Raw genomic sequence first — 19,774 nt, forward strand, 5'->3', positions numbered from 1 at the left:
CCGGATTCATTCCCGTACGCCTTGGCCGGTGGTCTTGCCTTCCTCCGGGCCGTCCTCCGCCGCCCGCGTGCACTTCTTGCAGCGGCCGAAGATCGCGAAGTGCTTCATGTCGGTGTCGAAGCCGAAGGTGTCGCGGAGCTTCGCGGTGAAGGCCGCGGCGATCCCGACGTCGGCCTCGATGACCTCGGTGCAGTCCCGGCACACCAGGTGGATGTGGTGGTGCCGGTCGGCGAGGTGGTACGTCGGTGCCCCGTGCCCGAGGTGTGCGTGGCTGACCAGGCCGAGCTCCTCCAGGAGCTCCAGGGTGCGGTAGACCGTGGAGATGTTCACGCCGGAGGCGGTCCTGCGGACCTCGGCGAGGATGTCGTCCGGGGTCGCGTGCTCCAGGGTGTCGACGGCTTCGAGGACAAGCTGGCGCTGCGGCGTCAGCCGGTAGCCGCGCTGCCTGAGGTCGCTCTTCCAGTCGGTGCTCACCACGGGGCCAGTCTAGAGCGGCCCCGTGGTGCGGGATTGTGTCCTGCCTGAAGTCCTACTTGAAGCTTGAAGTCCTACTTGAAGAAGGTGATGCCGTCGTCGGGCAGGTCGCCGAGGTCCTTGGCCCAGGACTCGACGTCCTCCGGCGTCACGACCTTCTTCAGTTGCGCCGACATGTACGGCCGCAGCGGCACCTCGGGCGTCTGCTTCTCGCCGACCCACATCAGGTCGCTGTTCACATAGCCGTAGAGCCGCTTGCCGCCGCTGTACGGGCCGGAGGCGGCGGTGCGCGCGACCGCGTCCGTGGCCAGGTCGATCTGCGGCTTCTTGTCGGCCAGCTCGCCGTACCAGACCTCGACGACGCCGTCGTCGCGGACCATCACGACCTCGACCTTGCGGGGGCCTTTGTCACCTTCGGCGGAGATGCGCCAGAAGCCGGACTCGGACTCGAGCGGCTTGACCTTGTTGCCCTCGGCGTCGAGCACCCAGCTGTGCGAGCGGTACTCCAGGAAGTCCCGGCCGTCGTGGCTGAAGGACACCTCCTGGCCGAAGTTGCACTTCTCGCTGCCGGGGAAGTCGTGCACGCCGGCACCGGCCCAGTTGCCGAGGAGGAAGGCGAGCGGCACAAGGTCCGGGTGGAGGTCGGACGGGATCTCGATCATGGACTACTCAGGCGATCTGTTTCGGAGGCGGAGGCGTACGGCGGTCAGCGCTGACCCTGGTACAGCTTCTTTACGGTCAGACCGGCGAACGCGAGTACGCCGACGCAGACCAGGACCAGCAGGGTGGAGAAGAAAGCCTCAAGCACGGGGTGCTCCTCGCGAGGGGTCAGCGGGTGGAAGCGGCCCAGGGCCTGAGCCGCACACCAGCTTAGACCGCCCGCCGCGACGCTTCGCTGTGAGGTGGGCCGCGCGGCTCGTACGGTGGGCCGGGTAGCTCTCCGTAAGGCCTGGCGCGCGTACAGTGCGGCCATGGCGAAGAAGCTCGTGATCAAGGTGACCGCGGGGCACGACGCCCCCGAGCGCTGCTCGCAGGCGTTCACGGCGGCGGCCGTGGCGGCGGCGAGCGGGGTGCCCGTCTCCCTCTGGCTGACCGGCGAGTCCGCGTGGTTCGCGCTGCCGGGCCGGGCCGCGGAATTCGATCTGCCGCACGCGGCGCCGCTGCCGGATCTGATCGAGTCCATCCAGGCGGCCGGGCAGATCACCCTCTGCACCCAGTGCGCGGCCCGCCGCGACATCGCGGAGAAGGACGTCATCGACGGCGTACGGATCGCCGGGGCGCAGGTCTTCGTCAGCGAGATCATGGCGGACGACGTCCAGGCGCTCGTGTACTGAGGCGTCCGGAAAACTACGTACTGAGGCTCAGTACCGCTTCTTGCCGTCCAACTCGTCCCACCACTCGTCGGACTTCGGATCCCCGGACGGGTCGTCCCACCAGCGGTCGTCGGGGCCGCGCCGGTTGGCGATGATCGCGGCGATCGGCGGGATGGCCATGGCGACCACGCACATGCCGACGGCGACGGGGATCGACCAGAGGCGCACCACGGCCCACGCGAGGACGAACAGCGTGAGGCACGTCCCCATCATCACGAAGTACACATGACGCCGGTGTGCGTACATAAGTCCAGCGTAGGGCGCACTTCCCGGCACGGAAACAAGCCGGAGGACCGCACCCGCGTCCTGGTAAGCGTCCAACCCCCAGGGGTGCGGCCCTCCGGCCGTGTGAAAGTCGCCGTCAGACGGCGATGGCGACCTCGGCGAGGCCCCCGGTCTGCGCGACGACGGTACGGTCCGCCTGGCCGCCCGGGACGAGGGCACGCACGGTCCACGTCCCCTCGGCGGCGTAGAAGCGGAACTGTCCGGTCGCGGACGTGGGCACCTCGGCCGTGAACTCGCCGGTCGAGTCCAGGAGCCGGACGTAGCCGCTGACGGGCTCGCCGTTCTTGGTCACCTGACCCTCGATCGTGGTCTCACCGGGCTTGCGCGTCGAGGCGTCGGGGCCACCGACCTGTGCACCGCACATAGTTCAATCTCCTTGGGGTTGAGGTCAGTTGGAGCCGAGCTCGATCGGGACGCCGACCAGGGAGCCGTACTCGGTCCACGAGCCGTCGTAGTTCTTGACGTTCTCGACGCCGAGCAGCTCGTGCAGGACGAACCAGGTCAGGGCCGAGCGCTCACCGATGCGGCAGTACGCGATGGTGTCCGTGGCGAGGTCCACCTGCTCGTCGGCGTAGAGCTTCTTCAGCTCGTCGTCCGACTTGAAGGTGCCGTCGTCGTTGGCGTTCTTGGACCACGGGATGTTGCGGGCGCTGGGCACGTGGCCGGGGCGCTGCGACTGCTCCTGCGGCAGGTGCGCCGGGGCGAGCAGCTTGCCGCTGAACTCGTCGGGGGAGCGCACGTCGACCAGGTTCTCGGTGTTGATGGCCTTGACGACGTCGTCACGGAAGGCGCGGATCGCGGTGTTCTGCGGCTTGGCCTGGTACTCGGTGGCCGGGCGCTGCGGAACCTCGGAGCCGTCGACCAGGTCGCGGGAGTCGAGCTCCCACTTCTTGCGGCCGCCGTCGAGGAGCTTCACGGAGTCGTGGCCGTAGAGCTTGAAGTACCAGTAGGCGTAGGAGGCGAACCAGTTGTTGTTGCCGCCGTAGAGGACGACCGTGTCGTCGTTGGCGATGCCGCGCTCGGAGAGCAGCTTCTCGAAGCCCTCCTGGTCGACGAAGTCACGGCGGACCGGGTCCTGGAGGTCCTTCTTCCAGTCGATCCGGACGGCGTTCTTGATGTGGTTCTTGTCGTACGCGGAGGTGTCCTCGTCGACCTCGACGATGACGACCTTCGGGTTGTCGAGGTTGGCCTCGACCCAGTCGGCGTCTACCAGGACGTCGCTGCGGCTCATCTTGTTTTCTCCTCCGGGGCAGTTGCGGCGGGGTGGTGCTGAGTGATGCTGAGTGATGCTGAGTGGTGCGGGGCACGCGGAGATACGGCTGCGCATGACGGCACGCGGGGCAGCCCTGAGCAGGCTCGAAGGGCTTGGGGAATACGGGAGTTGAGCTTCCCGCTCAGACGGGGCGACAGAGCATGGCGGCGACGCGGCACAGGTCTACTGCCCGCCGCTTCGTAAGGTCCGCCTGTCGCTTCATGCGACCGATCGTAGGGAGAGTCGGGCGGCCGTGTCACCGGCGTGTCGCATATTGAGACGCGATCGTCCGTATGTCGGGATGGGGGGTGGGTTTCGGCCGCCGTTGTATGGGCCTGGAGGTCCGCGGCGTCGGGCACATCTGCGGTTCGGACTCGGGCGTCTCGCAGTGCGGACGGTGAGGCTGGTGCGGGTGGTGCCCCGGGGCGTGAGATCCCCTACCCGCCCCTTCCCGAAAGCTTGCAGCGGCTTCGGGGGCCTGCGGCCCCCGGACCCCCGCTTTCATCGCGCTGAAGCGCTCGTCCTCAAGCGCCGGACGGGCCGACAGGGAGGGACGGGCCGACAGGGAGGGACGGGCCGATAGGGAGTTCGGCGCGCTCAGCCCACCAGCTTGACCTGCGAACCCGTCACCGTGATCGCGACGCCGTCCTTCGCGGCCTCCACCTTGTCCAGCTTGATGCCGGCCGGGAGCTGGTCGATGACCTGCTGGAAGTCGGTGATCCGGCGCATCCGCTCCTCGGCCACCGGCACCGCGCCGAGCTTCGGCAGCGAGTCGGCGTTCACCTGCACGACCTTGCCGTCCTCGACCTTCGCCGAGCTGGTCACCTCGACGGGCCGGGGCAGCTTCTGGCCGAGCACGGTCGCCTCGACGGCCACCTTGATCTTGCCGTTGCCGCCGTTGGAGAGGCCCACCACCTTGGCCGTGACGCCGGGGGCGACCTCGACCGGCTCGATCTTGGCGGCCTTGAGGAGCTCGTCGTACGAGATCAGCGCCGAGCCGGTGGCCTCGGCGGCGGTCGCGGAGCTGAAGTCGGAGGTGAACTCCACGCCGCGCATACGGGCGTTGAGCTCGGCGATGCGCACTGCGTCTTCGGCGCTACTGCCGTTCTCCACCTCGTAGTCGTCAATGCCGACCTCGACCTCGTCGAGCTCGCCGGACGCGACCTGGGTCAGGAACGGGAAGCCGTTGATCGAGACGTCCGGGGCCTTGTCGAGGCCCTCGGCGGCGCGCAGCTTCTCCGCCGCCTTGTCCTCGGCGAAGCCCACGGCGAGGCGGTCGGCCGCGACGAAGAGGCCGCCCAATATGACGGCGATGATCAGGATGATTCGCAGTGCGCGCATGACTCGGTGTATCCCCCACCTCAACGGACGTTGGCCGCGAGCCTAAACGACAGGTCCCCCACGGCAGCGGCCGGAGGGGGACCTGTCGAACACCTGTAACAAGAAGGATGGCTGGGGGCGAACTGGAACTTTACCGGCCTTTACCGGCTATTACCCGAGGGCGGACCCTCAGGCGATGACGCGGCCCAGGATGTAGACCGCGGGCGCCGCGGCCGCGAGCGGCAGCGCGATACCGGCCGTCATGTGCACAAAGCGCGACGGGTAGTCGTAACTGGCCACGCGGAGCCCGATCAGGGCGCACACCCCGGCGCCGAACCCGAGCAGCGCACCGCCCGTGCCCGCGCCCGTCATCCCGCCGACGGCGATCCCCGCGCCCGCGGCGGCGAGCAGCGCCACCAGGACGGACAGCACCGTGGGCAGCGGCACCGCCCGGGCGACCGCGGCCACGGCGACGGCCGCCGCGCCGATGGTGACGGCCGTGGCGTCCGCCGCGAGATATCCGGCCACGACCACGGAGAGCGCGGCCGAGGTGACCGTCGCCATCAGGCCGTACATCCGCTCGTCGGCATTGGCATGGCTGCGCAGCTGCAGGACGAGGGTGAGCAGCACCCAGACGCCGAGGGTGCCCAGGATCGCGGAGGGCGCGTGCTCGCGGCCCGCGACGAGCACGGCGACATCGGCGGTCACGCCGCCCGCGAAGGCCAGGGCGATGCCCTGCCGCGCGGGCCACATCCCGTTGAGCCGGAACCACCCGGCGGCGGTGAGCCCCTGGAGTACGAGCAGCGGTACAAGCAGGGCGTACGCGCTCACGTCCGCCGAGGCGGCGAGCAGCAGCCCGAGCACCCCGGTCAGGAGCGCGGGCTGCATCCCCGGCTCGATGACCGGCGAGCGGCCCTCGGCCCGGGCGCGCTGGGCGGGGGTGAGGCGGCGGCTCGGCGCTTCCGGCGCTCCCGGCTCTGCCGACCGTTCGGGCGCGTACGGCTGCGCCGTCCGCTCAAACTGTTGCGGGTGTTGCGGGTGTTGCGGGTGCTCCAGATGCTCCACCGGCGCCGCCTGGTACTCGTGCCCCGGTTCCTGCGGCGGCAGGGCCGCCGCGGGCACGGACACGGTCTCCGTCGCGTACCCCGGGTCCTGCACCTGGGTGTCCCAGGTCTGGCCCTGGAACGTCTGCGTGTGCCCGCGAGGCTCCTCGTATCCGCCCGGCCACGGCTGCGCGGCCTGCTGCTTGTATGCGTCGTGTTGTGCGTACGACGGGTCGTACGGCTCGTACGGCTGCTGACTCATCGCGTACGACTCACCCTCCTGCGAACGGCGGGAGCACCTCGACCGTGCCGCCCTCGGCAAGCCGTACGGTCTCATGCTCCCGGGTCCCCACCGGGTCACCGTCGACCAGGAACGAGCATCGCCGCAGGACGCGGTCGAGTTCCCCGGGGTGTCGCCCGCGAGCGGCGGCGAGCGCCTCGGCGAGCGTCGCCGCGTCGTACGGCTCCTCGGCGACGCCGGCCGCGGACTTGGCCGCCGCCCAGTAGCGGATGGTGCCCTGTGCCATTGCGTGCCCTTCTTTGCGGCTGAACCGCCGCAGTTCGTTACGGTTCGTCAAGGCTAACCAGGCGACGCAGTGCCCCACCGCCCGATCCGGGCAAGGAGCCCGTCGTCCGCCGCGTGCTCCGCGTGCCCCATGCCCGGCTCCAGCCACAGCTCCGCGCCGTCGCCCGCCGCCGCGGCCAGCATCCGGGGGTGGTCGACGGGGAAGTACGGGTCGCGGTCGCCGTGCACGATCAGGAGCGGGGTCGGCGCGATCAACGGCACCGCCGCGACCGGCGAGAGCGGCACCGGGTCCCACTCCCGGTGGTGGATCCGGGTGCGCAGGACGTGGCGCCCCACGGCCCGGCCCACGGGGTGGCCGACCACCCAGTGCAGGCGGCGCATGGGTGCGGTGCCGCGGTAGTGCCAGCGCGCGGGGGCGCTCACCGCGACGACCGCGTCCGTGTGCGCTGCCGTGCGCCCCTCGTCCTCCAGAACGCCCTCCGTGCGCCCCGTGCCGTTCACCGGAGCGTCAGGAGCCCGGTGCAGCGCCGCGTGCCGGAGCACCACCGAGCCGCCCATGGAGAAGCCGACCGTCACCACGCGCGCATGCCCGAAGGAGCGCGCCCACGCCACCGCGGCCACCAGATCGAGCACCTCGCGATCGCCCACCGTCGACCTGCCGCCCGACTTCCCGTGTCCCCTAAAGGTGAACGTGACCACGGCCCCGTACTGCGCGAACACCCCCGCGGCCCGGCGCACGTGCGGCCGCTCCAGATCGCCCGTGAAGCCGTGCGCGACCACCACGGCCGGGCCGTCGTGACCACCCGGCCCGGGCCGGTACTCGGCGTCGATCGCGACCCCGTCGGCGGCCCGGAGCGTGACCCGCACCACCCCACCCAGCGTGCCGTCCCGGCCGCGCGCCGTGGCCGCGAGACGGTCCGCCTTTGAAGTAGATCGCGTCACACGCCCTGCCGGTCCGGTCGTCATGTGGGTTATTGTGCTGGCAGAAGGATCCGGGCAGCGCAGCCCCCGGGTCCTTTCGTGCTTTCGGGCCGGGTTCTCCGAACCGGCTCCGCGGCGCGCGGTTCCCAGGGCGCGGGACCCGCATCACGCACTACCCCCGGCTGCCGACTCGTACGAAACTGTACGAAGTAGTACGCATCCGTACGACGCCGTACGAACCAGTACTAAGCAGTGCCGCAACGTCCTCGCAGGGACCGAGGAGGAACCAGACGTTATGGGCGAGCGCAACGTGCATGGCTTTTCGACTAACACGCCGACCCAGGCAGGTGGGGCGCGATGAGCTCTCTGCTGCTCCTGACCAACGCTCTCCAGCCGTCGACGGAGGTGCTTCCCGCCCTCGGCCTGCTCCTGCACAACGTGCGGGTCGCCCCCGCCGAGGGCCCGGCCCTCGTGGACACCCCCGGGGCCGACGTCATCCTGATCGACGGCCGCCGCGACCTGCCCCAGGTGCGCAGCCTCTGCCAGCTGCTCCGCTCCACCGGGCCCGGCTGCCCGCTCGTCCTCATCGTGACCGAGGGGGGTCTGGCCGCCGTCACCGCCGACTGGGGCATCGACGACGTACTGCTCGACACCGCCGGTCCGGCCGAGGTCGAGGCGCGGCTCCGGCTCGCGATGGGCCGGCAGCAGATCACCGGCGACGACTCCCCCATGGAGATCCGCAACGGCGACCTCTCCGTGGACGAGGCGACGTACAGCGCGAAGCTCAAGGGCCGGATCCTCGACCTGACCTTCAAGGAGTTCGAGCTCCTGAAGTACCTGGCGCAGCACCCCGGCCGGGTCTTCACGCGCGCGCAGCTCCTCCAGGAGGTCTGGGGTTACGACTACTTCGGCGGTACGCGGACGGTCGACGTGCACGTACGGCGGCTGCGGGCGAAGCTCGGGCCCGAGCACGAGTCGCTCATCGGCACCGTCCGGAATGTCGGCTATCGCTTCGTGGCCCCGGAGAAGGTGGAGCGCGGCGCCGACGAGTCCAAGGCCAAGGCGGCGCGGCCCCGTCCGGCCGACGAGTCGGCATCTTCGGCGCCCTTGGCGGCCCGGCCCGTCCGGCAGCCGTCCGCGGAACCGGAGCAGGTTCCGGAAGAAGCTGTCGTACGCCCTGCCGAACGGTGACTCTGCCCGCGTAGACTCCGCGCGTGGCCAAGGTGACTAGGGATGACGTGGCGCGGCTCGCGGGAACTTCGACCGCGGTCGTCAGCTATGTCATCAACAACGGACCCCGGCCGGTCGCCCCGGCCACGCGCGAGCGTGTCCTCGCCGCCATCAAGGAACTGGGGTACCGGCCCGACCGGGTGGCCCAGGCGATGGCGTCGCGGCGCACCGACCTCATAGGCATGATCGTGCCGGACGCGCGCCAGCCGTTCTTCGCGGAGATGGCGCACGCGGTCGAACAGGCCGCCGCCGAGCGCGGAAAGATGGTTCTGGTCGGGAACTCCGACTACCTCGACGAGCGCGAGGTGCACTATCTGCGGGCCTTCCTCGGGATGCGGGTGGCCGGGCTGATCCTGGTCAGCTCGGGCCCGAGCGAGACCGCCGCGGCCGAGATCGACGCCTGGGACGCACGGGTGGTGCTCCTGCACCGGCGCCCCGAGGCGATCGAGGACGTCGCGGTCGTCACGGACGACGTGGGCGGCGCGCAGCTCGCCACCCGGCATCTGCTCGAGCACGGCCATCCGTACGTCGCGTGCCTCGGCATCACGGAGTCGACCCCGGCGGTCGGCGACCCGGTCGCGGACCACGTCGCTGGGTGGCGCCGCGCCATGGAGGAAGCGGGCCTCTCGACGGAGGGCCGCCTCTACGAGGCCCCGTACAACCGCTACGACGCGTACCAGGTCTCCCTCGAACTCCTCTCCCGCCCCGACCGGCCGAGCGCGATCGTCTGCGCCACGGACGACCAGGCCATCGGCCTGCTGCGCGCGGCACGCGAACTGCGGATCGACGTGCCGGGAGAGCTGGCGGTGGCCGGGTTCGACGACGTGAAGGAGGCGGCCCTGACGGACCCGCCCCTGACGACGGTCGCCTCGGACCGGCCCGCGATGGCGCGTGCCGCGGTGGATCTGCTGCTTGATGACTCGTTGCGGGTGGCGGGCTCGCGGCGGGAGCGGTTGCGGTTGTTCCCGTCGCGGCTGGTGGTACGGCGGTCCTGCGGGTGCGAGGGATAGCACCGCTGGGTGACACCGGGGTAGCAACTCTGGGTAGCACCCTGGGGAGCACTTCTGGGTAGCACCCCTGGGGTAGCACCCCTGGGGTAGCACCGCCCGCCCTTACACCGGACATACAAGGTTCTGCCGGGCTTCTCAGGGCGTACTCAGACAGTTCTCATGATCGCCGACGACAGTCGTAGCCATGACTGAGAGCTACGCGTACCCGCCGCCTCCCTCCCACGCTCCGGCCCCGCAGCCGCAGGCCCCGCAGCCGCCTGCACCGCACCGCCGCGCCAAGCGCCCCGTCGCCCTGCTCGCCGCCGTGGCGATCGGTGCCGCGGCCGTCGGCGGCGTTACCGCCTTCGCCGCCCAGGAGCTGTTCGGCACCGGGTCCTCTTCCGCCGCCGCCCCGACCGGCGTGAACGGCACCAACGCGGCCGCGGGCAGCAAGGGCACCGTCTCCGGGGTCGCCAACGCCGTCAGCGACAGCATCGTGGAGATACAGGCGAGCACGAGCTCCGGCCGGTCCACCGGCTCCGGCGTGATCATCACGGGCGACGGCGAGATCATCACCAACAACCACGTGGTCTCCGGCGCCGACACGGTCAAGGTCCGCACCAACTCCGGCAAGGTGTACACCGCCGACGTCGTCGGCACCGACAGCTCCAAGGACCTCGCCCTGATAAAGCTCCGCGGCGCCTCCGGCCTGAAGGCGGCGACGCTCGGCGACTCCGACAAGGTGGGCGTCGGCGACCAGGTCGTCGCGATCGGCTCCCCCGAGGGCCTGACCGGCACCGTCACCAGCGGCATCATCTCGGCCAAGGACCGCGACGTCACGGTCTCCACGGACGGCGGCCAGGGCCAGGAGCAGCAGGTGCCGGGGCAGGGCGGCGGCGGTCCGGGCAGCTGGCCGTTCGAGTTCGGCGGCGAGCAGTTCAACGGCGACACCGGCTCGTCGAAGACCACGTACAAGGCGCTCCAGACCGACGCCTCGCTCAACCCGGGCAACTCCGGCGGCGCCCTGATCAACATGAACGGCGAGATCATCGGCATCAACTCCGCCATGTACTCACCGACTTCCGGCTCCGGCACCGGCTCCGGCTCCAACTCCGGCAGCGTCGGCCTCGGCTTCGCCATCCCGGTCAACACGGTCAAGGCGGACCTGGACCAGCTGCGCGACGGCTCGCAGAGCTAGCGCACGCGACGTGCGAGGCTGAAGAGCGAGAGCCGTACGAGAGCCGTACGAGCCCGCACGAGATCCGTACGAGACAGACCCGAGCCCGTACGAGACAGACCCGAGCCCCAGAAGGAACCGCCCACCGATGAGCCCCGCCGAAGGCGACCCGCAGCAGCGCCAGCGCATCCTGATCGTCGACGACGAGCCCGCCGTGCGCGAGGCGCTGCAGCGCAGCCTCGCGTTCGAGGGGTACGACACGGAGGTGGCCGCCGACGGCTTCGAGGCCCTGGAGAAGGCCGCACCGGCCGCACCGGCCGCATCGGCCACGGCGGCCACGGCGGCCACGGCTGCCGCGCCCGACCTCATCGTGCTCGACATCCAGATGCCCCGCATGGACGGCCTCACCGCCGCCCGCCGCCTGCGCGCGACCGGCGCGACGACCCCGATCCTGATGCTGACGGCCCGGGACACCGTCGGCGACCGCGTCACCGGACTCGACGCGGGCGCCGACGACTACCTGGTCAAGCCGTTCGAGCTGGACGAACTCTTCGCCCGCATCCGCGCGCTGCTGCGCCGCAGCTCGTACGCGGCGGCCGCGCTCGGCGCGGAGGACGGCATGGACGCCGACGTACTGGAATTCGGCGACCTGCGCATGAACCTCGCGACGCGCGAGGTGGTCCGCGGCGGGCGGACGGTGGAGCTGACCCGCACCGAGTTCACACTCCTGGAGATGTTCCTCGCCCACCCGCGGCAGGTGCTCACGCGCGAGCAGATCCTCAAGGCCGTCTGGGGCTTCGACTTCGAGCCTTCCTCCAACTCCCTCGACGTGTACGTCATGTACCTGCGCCGCAAGACCGAGGCGGGCGGCGAGCCGCGCCTGGTGCACACGGTGCGCGGGGTGGGGTATGTGCTGCGCTCCGGCGGTGCGGAGTGACCAACGGTGTCCTGCGGCGGTTCCGGGCGCTGCCGCTGCGGTCGCGGCTTGCGCTGCTTGTGGCTACGGCGGTGGCGGTGGCGGTCGCCGCGGCGGCGGCGGCCAGCTGGTTCATCGTGCGCGAGGCGCTGTACAAATCGCTCGACGACTCGTTGCAGGAAAACCGGGTGCCCGCAGCCTGGGTGCTGAACCAGGTCGACGGCGGAAGCTGCCGGGCCCAGGGCACCCCGGCCCCCGACGACGCGGGCCCCAACCCCTTCAGGCTCACGATCCAGGTCGTCAACGACAAGGGCGTCACCTGCACGATCATCGGCCGGTCCGTCGACGTCGCGGGCAGCGACACCACGGTGGCCCAGGGCCGTACGCACCTGAGCCTGCACAACGCGAAGGCGGCGGACGGAACCGAGTACCGGGTCTTCACCTACCCCCTGGAGAACTACAAGGGCGCCGTCTCCGTGGCCCGCCCCCTGACCGAGGTCAACGCCACCCTTAACAACCTCACGCTGATCCTGACCGTCGTCGCCGGAGTCGGCGTCCTCGGCGCCGGAGCCGCCGGACTCTGGGTCGCCCGCACCGGCCTGCGCCCGGTCGACGAGCTGACCGGCGCGGTCGAACACGTAGCCCGCACGGAGGACTTGACGGTCCGCATCCCGGCCGACGGGGACGACGAGATCGCCCGCCTCTCCCGCTCCTTCAACGCGATGACGGCGGCCCTGGCCAACTCCCAGGAACGCCAGGCGCAGCTGATCGCGGACGCGGGCCACGAGCTGCGTACGCCGCTCACATCCCTCCGCACGAACATCGAACTGCTCGCCCGGAGCGAGGAGACCGGCCGCGCGATCCCGCCCGAGGACCGCAAGGAACTCCTCGCCTCGGTGAAGGCCCAGATGGCGGAACTGGCCGCCCTGATCGGCGACTTGCAGGAGCTGTCCCGCCCGGACACCGGGCAGTCCTCGCCCAAGGTGCAGGTGGTGGCGCTGCACGAGATCACCCGCATCGCCCTGGACCGCGCCCGCCTACGCGGCCCTGAGCTGCGCATCGACGCCGACCTCGCGCCCTGGTACGTACGGGCCGAACCCCCGGCCCTGGAACGCGCCATCGTCAACATCCTGGACAACGCCGTGAAGTTCAGCCCGCCCGGGGGCGCCATCGCGGTCCGGCTGCACCGAGGCGAGCTGACGGTCCGGGACCACGGTCCGGGCATCCCCGACGCCGAACTCCCGCACGTCTTCGACCGCTTCTGGCGCTCCGAGTCGGCCCGCTCCCTGCCCGGCTCGGGCCTGGGCCTGTCGATCGTGGCCCGTACGGTGCAGCAGTGCGGTGGGGAGGTCGTGCTACAGGCCGCGGAGGGGGGCGGCACCGTGGCGACGGTACGACTGCCGGGGGCACCCACGCCGCCACCGGAGGCCCCGGGGGCCCAGTGACCTAGGGCCTGCCCGGCACGAGCCCGTCGAGGTCGAGGCTGATGTCGAAGGGGACCGGCCGCTTGAGCGAGCCGCGGAAGATGCCCACCGGCACGTAGGTCCCGGTGGGAGCGTCGAGCTCGTAGACATGGACCACCGGTGCCGCATGCTCGTCCTCGACACACCAGTAGTGGGGGATACCCGCTTCCGCGTACTTGCGGAGCTTGACCGTACGGTCGCGGTGGGCGGACTCGGGCGAGACGACCTCGACGACCAGCGCGACGTCGGCCGGGGCGAACCAGGTGCGGTCCGGGTCGTATGGAGCGGTCGTGACCAGCAGGTCGGGCTCGGGGCGATTGCGGTCGTCGAGACGGACGGTCATCTCGCGCTCGGCCTCGAACCCTTCCGGGGCGACCTGCCTCAAGGCGAAGGTCAGGTTGTCGACAACGCGGCTGTGCCAGGACCGCTGCGGCGACATCATGAAAACAAGGGCTCCGTCGATCAGCTCGGTGTGGCGCGGCGCCTCCGGAAGGCGATCCAGGTCATCCGCGAACCACCCCTCGGGTCGGGGGGGCCGCATCCAGTCGGGCAGGCTGGTCATGCCTCCACCGTAGCGCCGCGCCGCCCGCAGGATCAGGACGTGGCCCTGACGTCCCTCACGAAGACCGACCACGCGGCTGCGGGGAACACCAGCGCGGCTCCGGAGGGCCGCTTGCTGTCCCGGCGCAAGGTCACGGAGCCGATCGTGGATCAGCCGTTGCCTCAGGACACGGGGCCGTTGTGCCGGATCAGTGAGTCCACCAGGCCCGACCGGCCCTCCGGGAAGTCCATCGGGACGATGCCGAGGCCGCGCCAGGCGCCTGCCTCTGCGCTGTCGATCAGCTCGTGCACCTGCGGGTTGAGGCGGTCCCCGCGTTCCAGCGGGGCGGCAGCGCGGCCGCCGTACTCACGAAGTTCACGTACTGCCTGCCCGGTTCCGCTGCCGCCTGCCTGAACTGGTCCTCTATCAGCGGGTACTTGGCGAACGGCTCCGCCATGTAGGCGTCCTGGATGTCGAAGACCGCCGGGTCGCCCCAGCGCAGCCCGCCCGGCAGACCCCCGTTGTCGGCGAGCAGGACCACCTTGCCCCGGGCCTCGCCGAGCGCGGGCAGGCCCGCTGCCCCGCCGTCCTGGATCCGGAACAACGACCGCCAGCCGCGGCCGTCCAGGTAGTCCGTGAACAGCGCGCCGAACTCCGCGTCCGACACCTCCGAGTACTCCTGCTTGACCCGCATGAGCACCGTCTCGGAGGGCTGCGCGGCGAGGAAGTCGCGGCAGGCGGTCAGGACGTCGTCGAAGTTGAGGTGCTGGTAGAACGCGCCGTGGTGGATCGTGAACGAGCCCTCGAAGGCGCGGCAGCGGATGTCCAGGAAGCGGATGCCGGAGGTCAGTTGCTCGGGGATCGTGCTCGTCTGGCACTCCGCCCAGAGGCCGCCGTGGCGCGCCCCGGAGTCATGCGTGCCGGGGATGGTGAGGCTTGGCAGCGCCACCCCGTCACCGAGGCCCGCCATCCAGTTCGCCGCGCCCACCGCACGGGCGGTCGCCGTGCCCACCGTCCCCGTCCACCCCAGCGCCCCCACCGCCGAAACGGCCACCGCGCCCTTCAGAAAGCCCCGTCGGTTCATGCTCATGCTCTTGGCCATGGCCTTGGTCGTGGTCGTGGTCTTGGTCGTGGTCATGGCGAGGAGCGAAGCACAGCAGCGAGCGGGGCGACAGATACGTATGTGACAAAGGGGAGGCCGGGGGGCGGCCTGGGCCGTTTCCTTCGGGAGCACGGATGGCGGCCGAGATGTTGCCGCCTGGATTCCTCAAAGCGAGGCTCAGCGGGAGGTCACCGAATCCAAGCGAGCGTGTCGGGACCACGCCGGTCGCGGGGCGCGGAAGGAGCAAGGGCAATGAGGGTCATGTTGAGAGCCCAGCTGGACACCCAGATGGCGAATGAGTCAATCAAGAACGGCACCATGCCGAAGATCATGGAAACGATGATGGAACGGCTCAAGCCCGAGGCAGCCTATTTCTGCCCCAGCGAGGGCGGGAGGTCCTGCACTTTCGTCTTCGACATGCAGGACAGCTCACAGCTGCCCACCATCGCGGAGCCGCTGTTCGAGAACTTCGGCGCGAAGATCGAGATCCAGCCGGTGATGGACCCCTCGGACCTGCAGAAGGGCCTTGCGGCTCTACAGAAGTAGAGCCCACGTCACTTGTCCTTCGCGAACGCCACCCCGTACCCCACAAGCCGCACCCTGATCCCGTCCTCCTCCACCGTCACGTCCCGCAGCCGTACGTTCTCCGCGCCCGGCAGTCGCGGCAGTTCGAAGCCGAGGGAGAGCTGGTCGGCGAGGCGCGGGCGGGTCAGGGATGCCAGGGAGTCGAGCAGCGCCGGGTCGAGGCCGAGCTTCTTCAGCAACCACGGGTGGCCCATGGCCACGTCGATGAGGTTGAGCTTCATCAGGTCACGCACAAAGCGCGGGGAGCCGGTCAGTTCGGCCAGTTTGTGCTCGTTGCGCAGCGCCTCCTGCACCACCGACTTCGGGACTCCGATGCGCTCCACCACGGCCGGGACCGCGAACAGGGCCTTGACCTTGTCCGTCTCCTTGCGGATCTCGCGCGCGGACTTGCCGCTCAGGTGCAGGCCCTCGCCGGGGCCCGTGCCCGGGCGGTAGGTCGCCAGGTCACCGATGTCCAGGCGCATCCCGCCGATCCGGGTCGAGATGCCGCGGTCGCCGCTGCGCTGGATGCGGGCCTCTGCGGCCACCTTCAGCTCGTGCCCGGCGACCGGCAGCGTGCCGCGGGCAAGGACCTGGTCGCCGCCGTGGCCGGTGAACCTGACCTGGGAGGCGCCCAGTTCGCGGTTCAGGTCGTCGAAGGAGAGCAGCACCTCGCCGTTCATCTCGCCGATCTCGGCGCCCTTGAAGTCGAGGAGCCCGCCGTTTATCCGTACGTCCGAAGCCGTCGTCGAGACCTTGGCGAGCGAGACCCGGTCCGCGGCCACGTCCGGCACCGTCACGTGCACCGTGTCGAGCCGGTCGTCCAGGACCTGGGTCAGGAACGGAAAGCCCTCGATCTCCACCTCGGGCGCGGCGCTCAGCTTCATCGCGTCCTTGAGCTTGGCCGCGGCCTCGTGCTCGGTGTAGAGCAGCGCCCAGCGGTCGCCGAGGCAGAGGAAGGCCGTCAGGGCGAGCAGCAGGACCAGGATCTTCCCGGCGAGCGGCAGGCCCGCGAAGCGGGTGCGGCGACGTCGGCTGCCGCCCCGGTGGTTGGGCGGCTGCCAGTCGTCCTGACTCTCATCACCCGCGTCGTCCTCGTACAAAAACTCGTCCAGCGGGTTGTCCGCGAGGGCGCCGAGTTCGTCGTACGGATTGCGGGCGGGGACGGGCGGATGCGTGGTTATGCCATGGGGGGTGGTACGCATCGGCTCATCCGACCACGTACCACGCCCCCTGCCGCAACTCCCGACGCCCGGTAAGGGCGGTTATGCGGTATAACTCGGCCACATCTCGGTCACACAGTGACCACATTTGAGTCACCCGAGGCCGCCCTGGACACGGATGCAGCTCAGCCGTCCTTCTTGCCGGCCTTCGTCAGCTGTTCGTACAGCTGACGATCCAGCTTCTCGAATTCCTCCGCCGCCTTCTTGCTGAACTTCGACACGTCCTTGGTCATCTTGGACAGCTGCCCGAAGCCGTAGTCCCAGGAGTCGGCGAAATCGTTGCAGGCAGAGCGCAGGGCTTCGTGTCCGATCTCATTCGAGTCCGTCTGCGACATTCCCTTCGAGGCGTTCTTCATCCGGCCGCCGCTGGTCTCCAACGTCCGCGCCATCTCGTTGACCTCGTCAAAAGCGAACTTCAGGAAGGACATGGCAAGGACACAGCCTTTCTTCAGAATTCAAGGGGTCTACGACGGGAACGTTCGACCGCTGGCCTGGGCGAGCCGGGCGGAGTGTTTCGCCGCTCTGCGGCGGCTGACCATGAGCCCGATCAGATACAGGGCGAAGAACGCGAGCCAGATCCCCCCGGCGATCAGTGTTCCCTGCGGCGGGAAGCCGGCGATACCGAGGACGATCAACGCCACGACGAGCAGGAGCAGGATGTTGGGCAGGACGCGGCGGTTGTATCTGCGGCAACCGTCGAGCACCATCTGCGAATAGAACACGTCGACTTCGGCCTGGACCGAGGGCAGCGGCCGGAGTTCGCCGCCGGGCCGCATCCCGGGAAGCGGGCCGCCCTGCAGCAGTGCGGGATACCGCTCCATCGTGGCGGCGGCCTTCGCAGGCGAGTCCGCGGTACGCCGGAACATGAAGTACGGGTTGTTCGTGGCCCCGGTCCCTGGGCTGTGCCCCATGAAGCGGTAGCCGAGCTGGTCGGCGACGTACGCAAACGCGGCGAACTGCTTACGTGAGATGAGGTACGGCCGTACGTGGTATTCGCTCTCCCCCCGCCGTGCCGCTTGCATCAGCCCGTTCAGCATGCGACGCACGTCCACCGCGCGCCACCTCCCTCCGGTTCTGCAATGAACTGATGAATTACCATGTCACGCTCGCCGATGGGCTGTTAGCTTACGCGACGGTCGGCCACGCCCACGAGATCAGTCCGTGAGGACAATGCGTCGCCGATCAGCAATGCCAACCGGGGGAGGAAGATCTTGGCCAGCGATGCGTACCCAAACCTGGGATTCGACCCTGCGCCCGGAGACCTTGAGACGATCCGCACGCTGCTGCGCGCCGTGGGGACAGTCGTCGACGACAGCGACGCAAGCCACTCAGAGCTGACGAAGATCGGCACCTCCGACGGACTCTGGGTGGGCAAGGCCGCTGACAAGTTCACCAAGGGCGTCGAGCCCATTCCGCCGTACCTCAAGAAGGCGGTGACTTCGCTGAGCGCCGCGCGCCGTGCGCTGGTCCAGTGGGAGTCGCAACTGGACGGCTTCAAGACCCGCGCCCGGAAGCTGGAGCAGGAGGCGGCCGAGGCCGCGGGGAAGGTCGCCGGTGCGCAGAGCGCCGTCGACGGCCTCGCCACGTCGACGGAGGGCATGTCCGACAAGGAGAAGGACGAGCACGCCAAGGACAGCAAGAGCAAGAAGAATGCCCTGGACTCGGCGAACAACGAGCTGGAGGCGGTGCGCGGCCGGGCAAAAGCGCTGAGCTCCGAACACAGCACAGCCGCGGGGGATACGGCCCGGCAGATCGCGACGGCCGCCGATGACGCGCCGCCCGAGCCCGGGTGGTTCGACGAGTTCGTCGACAGCGTCGGCGACTTCTTCGGCGAGGTCTGGGAGACGCTCTCCGACCCCAACTTCTGGAAGATGATCGGTGACGTCCTCGCCGACCTGGCCATGATCGTGGGCTTCGCGGCGCTGTTCATCTCCGGCATCGGAGGCATCGCCGTCGCTCTGGCCGTGGGCGCACTCGTCATGCACGGACTCGCCAAGTGGGGCGGTGCCGACGTGAGCTGGGAGACCCTCGCATGGGACGCCGGTGGTGCGCTCGCCGGCGGCATCGGCCTGCTCGGGTCCTCACTCGCCAAGTCCGGCCGCCTACTGGTGCAGTCCGGCCGGTCGCTGCGGATGTCCTCCGGCGTCTTGGCCACTCTCGGCAAGGTCGGACCGGGCAACCTGAAGGCATTGGCCCAACTGCCCAGCGGTGTCGCCAACTCCGCACGCGGGTTCGCCATGGCCGGCAAGGGCTGGAGTTTCGTGGCCGCCGGCGTCGCGATCGACAAGTCCATGGGCGTCCTCGGCGGAGCATTGGCCATCGGCTCGAACAGCCACAGCGGGGACTGGAACAGCGGTCGCTGGACCAACAACAAGCACGAGGTCAACGACTATCCGGTCGTCGGGCCGTTCCTGGACTACTTCGGCAAGGTCGACGAGGAGGACACGACAGTGATAGCGCCGGGGGAAACACCAGGATTCGACAGCAGCGCCACACTGGCGTCCTCCGGTGAATCCTTTACCAACCACCTGGACCCGTCCAAGGTCGGGATGGCCGCGTGAGCGGCGCGGAGCGGGACATGAGTGGCGACCTGCGAGACGGCTCTTCGGGGGGCGTCCCGTACGCCTTTCACCACCAAGTGCCCGAAGAATTCGTACGGATCCCCGAGCCCACCGAGTCGGACGGCTGGCGCGCGGCCATGGCGAAGCTCATGCCCGACTGCACGGAAGAGGAGTTGGACGCCGCCGGGCAAGGGCTGCGCGACAACCTGCCGGACCTGCACGACAGCGAGAACGTCACACTCACCGCCATGTGCATCGGCACGGAGGAGGTGGACGGAGACGAACGGCTCTCCATGGGCCTGCTCGCGGTCACCGTGCGCCCCAGCGATCACGTCGCCGCTCAGCGGCTGCCGACGGCCGAGGGAATCTACCGGACCACGGAGAAGAAGTTCTTCTCCGGCGAGAACCCGGATGACCTGGAGCCGCTCGACTTTCCCCTGGGCAAGGGCGTCAAGGGGAAGCAGGACATGCTGCTTGCCGCCAAGCTTCCTTGCGGCCCCGCCGTCATGTCGACGTCCCTGCGAACGCTGCACGTACCGCCCCTGGCGGAGGGGATGGGACGTACCCCGCTCGCCATGGCGTCGCTGCAGCTCATCGTGCCCGCGCCGGACAGCTACTGCGTGTACGTCACCATTTCCACGCCGTCGGTATTCCTCCTCGATTCCTACAGTGCCCGGCTCGCCCACATCGGCAGGACACTGGTCTTCCAGGACCCTGCCGGGCCCACCCCGGCCATGTGACCTGACCCCTTGGTGATCAGGGCAGCAACGAAACGGGTGGCCACGTCCCCAGCCGCGCCGGGACGTGGCCACCC

General features: G+C 69.7%; 24 protein-coding genes and 1 pseudogene. 9 read left to right on the forward strand and 16 right to left on the reverse strand.

Going from position 1 to position 19,774, the window contains the following annotated elements:
- Nucleotides 1-6: 6 nt before the first annotated feature.
- Nucleotides 7-477: a Fur family transcriptional regulator gene (locus tag ACWD10_RS30105; protein WP_451096581.1), complete on the reverse strand. Its 471-nt coding sequence runs from the start codon at nt 475-477 to the stop codon at nt 7-9.
- A 71-nt stretch (nt 478-548) separates the two neighbouring features.
- A complete protein-coding gene (locus ACWD10_RS30110) occupies nt 549-1,136 on the reverse strand; it encodes an FABP family protein (protein ID WP_451096583.1) in 588 nt (195 codons plus the stop codon).
- Between the two features lie 309 nt (nt 1,137-1,445).
- Here ACWD10_RS30110 and ACWD10_RS30115 point away from each other — a divergent pair, with 309 nt between their 5' ends.
- Nucleotides 1,446-1,808, forward strand: a complete 363-nt coding sequence (locus ACWD10_RS30115) for a DsrE family protein (RefSeq protein WP_451096585.1) — start codon at nt 1,446-1,448, stop codon at nt 1,806-1,808.
- Nucleotides 1,809-1,835: 27 nt separating this feature from the next.
- On the opposite strand, the gene ACWD10_RS30120 is transcribed toward ACWD10_RS30115, so the two are convergent.
- The 8 genes from ACWD10_RS30120 to ACWD10_RS30155 all read right to left on the reverse strand — a co-directional run bounded on the left by ACWD10_RS30120 (nt 1,836) and on the right by ACWD10_RS30155 (nt 7,239).
- Nucleotides 1,836-2,093, reverse strand: coding sequence for a DUF3099 domain-containing protein (locus tag ACWD10_RS30120; protein ID WP_451096587.1), 258 nt, complete (start codon nt 2,091-2,093; stop codon nt 1,836-1,838).
- A 115-nt stretch (nt 2,094-2,208) separates the two neighbouring features.
- Nucleotides 2,209-2,496 carry a DUF1416 domain-containing protein gene (locus ACWD10_RS30125; protein WP_451096589.1) on the reverse strand — a complete coding sequence of 96 codons (288 nt, stop codon included), beginning with the start codon at nt 2,494-2,496 and terminating at the stop codon, nt 2,209-2,211.
- Between the two features lie 24 nt (nt 2,497-2,520).
- Nucleotides 2,521-3,363: a sulfurtransferase gene (locus tag ACWD10_RS30130; RefSeq protein ID WP_451096591.1), complete on the reverse strand. Its 843-nt coding sequence runs from the start codon at nt 3,361-3,363 to the stop codon at nt 2,521-2,523.
- A 163-nt stretch (nt 3,364-3,526) separates the two neighbouring features.
- Nucleotides 3,527-3,607: an Ms5788A family Cys-rich leader peptide gene (locus ACWD10_RS30135; protein ID WP_351229977.1), complete on the reverse strand. Its 81-nt coding sequence runs from the start codon at nt 3,605-3,607 to the stop codon at nt 3,527-3,529.
- Nucleotides 3,608-3,981: 374 nt separating this feature from the next.
- Nucleotides 3,982-4,725, reverse strand: coding sequence for an LmeA family phospholipid-binding protein (locus ACWD10_RS30140; protein WP_451096593.1), 744 nt, complete (start codon nt 4,723-4,725; stop codon nt 3,982-3,984).
- 168 nt (nt 4,726-4,893) lie between these two features.
- Entirely contained in the window at nt 4,894-6,009 is a 1,116-nt protein-coding gene (locus ACWD10_RS30145; RefSeq protein WP_451096595.1) for a hypothetical protein, read from the reverse strand.
- A gap of 10 nt (nt 6,010-6,019) precedes the next feature.
- A complete protein-coding gene (locus tag ACWD10_RS30150; protein ID WP_451096597.1) occupies nt 6,020-6,274 on the reverse strand; it encodes a MoaD/ThiS family protein in 255 nt (84 codons plus the stop codon).
- A 53-nt stretch (nt 6,275-6,327) separates the two neighbouring features.
- Nucleotides 6,328-7,239: an alpha/beta hydrolase gene (locus ACWD10_RS30155; RefSeq protein WP_451096599.1), complete on the reverse strand. Its 912-nt coding sequence runs from the start codon at nt 7,237-7,239 to the stop codon at nt 6,328-6,330.
- A 312-nt stretch (nt 7,240-7,551) separates the two neighbouring features.
- Here ACWD10_RS30155 and ACWD10_RS30160 point away from each other — a divergent pair, with 312 nt between their 5' ends.
- From ACWD10_RS30160 to ACWD10_RS30180, 5 genes are all read left to right on the forward strand, one after another.
- On the forward strand, nt 7,552-8,385 hold the full coding sequence (locus ACWD10_RS30160) for a winged helix-turn-helix transcriptional regulator (RefSeq protein WP_451096601.1): 834 nt from the start codon (nt 7,552-7,554) through the stop codon (nt 8,383-8,385).
- 23 nt (nt 8,386-8,408) lie between these two features.
- Nucleotides 8,409-9,434, forward strand: coding sequence for a LacI family DNA-binding transcriptional regulator (locus ACWD10_RS30165; protein ID WP_451096603.1), 1,026 nt, complete (start codon nt 8,409-8,411; stop codon nt 9,432-9,434).
- 184 nt (nt 9,435-9,618) lie between these two features.
- The gene (locus ACWD10_RS30170) at nt 9,619-10,611 is read left to right on the forward strand and encodes a S1C family serine protease (RefSeq protein WP_451096605.1); all 993 of its coding nucleotides are present in this window, start codon (nt 9,619-9,621) and stop codon (nt 10,609-10,611) included.
- A 127-nt stretch (nt 10,612-10,738) separates the two neighbouring features.
- Complete coding sequence (locus ACWD10_RS30175) at nt 10,739-11,527, forward strand: response regulator transcription factor (protein WP_451096607.1); 789 nt, start codon at nt 10,739-10,741, stop codon at nt 11,525-11,527.
- Nucleotides 11,524-12,951: a sensor histidine kinase gene (locus ACWD10_RS30180; RefSeq protein ID WP_451096608.1), complete on the forward strand. Its 1,428-nt coding sequence runs from the start codon at nt 11,524-11,526 to the stop codon at nt 12,949-12,951. Before ACWD10_RS30175 ends, ACWD10_RS30180 begins: the two co-directional genes overlap by 4 nt.
- A gap of 1 nt (nt 12,952) precedes the next feature.
- Here the strand turns inward: ACWD10_RS30180 and ACWD10_RS30185 are convergent, their stop codons facing one another.
- From ACWD10_RS30185 to ACWD10_RS30195, 3 genes and pseudogenes are all read right to left on the reverse strand, one after another.
- Complete coding sequence (locus tag ACWD10_RS30185; RefSeq protein WP_451096610.1) at nt 12,953-13,531, reverse strand: Uma2 family endonuclease; 579 nt, start codon at nt 13,529-13,531, stop codon at nt 12,953-12,955.
- A gap of 32 nt (nt 13,532-13,563) precedes the next feature.
- A complete protein-coding gene (locus ACWD10_RS30190) occupies nt 13,564-13,665 on the reverse strand; it encodes a DUF397 domain-containing protein (RefSeq protein WP_451096612.1) in 102 nt (33 codons plus the stop codon).
- A gap of 27 nt (nt 13,666-13,692) precedes the next feature.
- Nucleotides 13,693-14,594 (reverse strand): annotated as a pseudogene (locus tag ACWD10_RS30195) (phosphatidylinositol-specific phospholipase C).
- 270 nt (nt 14,595-14,864) lie between these two features.
- Here ACWD10_RS30195 and ACWD10_RS30200 point away from each other — a divergent pair.
- Nucleotides 14,865-15,158, forward strand: coding sequence for a DUF3303 family protein (locus tag ACWD10_RS30200; RefSeq protein WP_451096614.1), 294 nt, complete (start codon nt 14,865-14,867; stop codon nt 15,156-15,158).
- 8 nt (nt 15,159-15,166) lie between these two features.
- Here the strand turns inward: ACWD10_RS30200 and ACWD10_RS30205 are convergent, their stop codons facing one another.
- From ACWD10_RS30205 to ACWD10_RS30215, 3 genes are all read right to left on the reverse strand, one after another.
- Nucleotides 15,167-16,381 (reverse strand): LmeA family phospholipid-binding protein, encoded by a 1,215-nt coding sequence (locus ACWD10_RS30205; RefSeq protein ID WP_451096616.1) that lies wholly within the window; start codon nt 16,379-16,381, stop codon nt 15,167-15,169.
- 143 nt (nt 16,382-16,524) lie between these two features.
- The gene (locus ACWD10_RS30210) at nt 16,525-16,827 is read right to left on the reverse strand and encodes a hypothetical protein (RefSeq protein ID WP_451096618.1); all 303 of its coding nucleotides are present in this window, start codon (nt 16,825-16,827) and stop codon (nt 16,525-16,527) included.
- A 36-nt stretch (nt 16,828-16,863) separates the two neighbouring features.
- Entirely contained in the window at nt 16,864-17,451 is a 588-nt protein-coding gene (locus ACWD10_RS30215; RefSeq protein WP_451096620.1) for a hypothetical protein, read from the reverse strand.
- A 159-nt stretch (nt 17,452-17,610) separates the two neighbouring features.
- Here ACWD10_RS30215 and ACWD10_RS30220 point away from each other — a divergent pair, with 159 nt between their 5' ends.
- On the forward strand, nt 17,611-18,960 hold the full coding sequence (locus tag ACWD10_RS30220; RefSeq protein ID WP_451096622.1) for a putative T7SS-secreted protein: 1,350 nt from the start codon (nt 17,611-17,613) through the stop codon (nt 18,958-18,960).
- A 17-nt stretch (nt 18,961-18,977) separates the two neighbouring features.
- A complete protein-coding gene (locus ACWD10_RS30225) occupies nt 18,978-19,700 on the forward strand; it encodes a hypothetical protein (RefSeq protein WP_451096624.1) in 723 nt (240 codons plus the stop codon).
- Nucleotides 19,701-19,774: the final 74 nt, after the last annotated feature.

It is taken from the genome of Streptomyces sp. NPDC002851 (assembly GCF_053591935.1).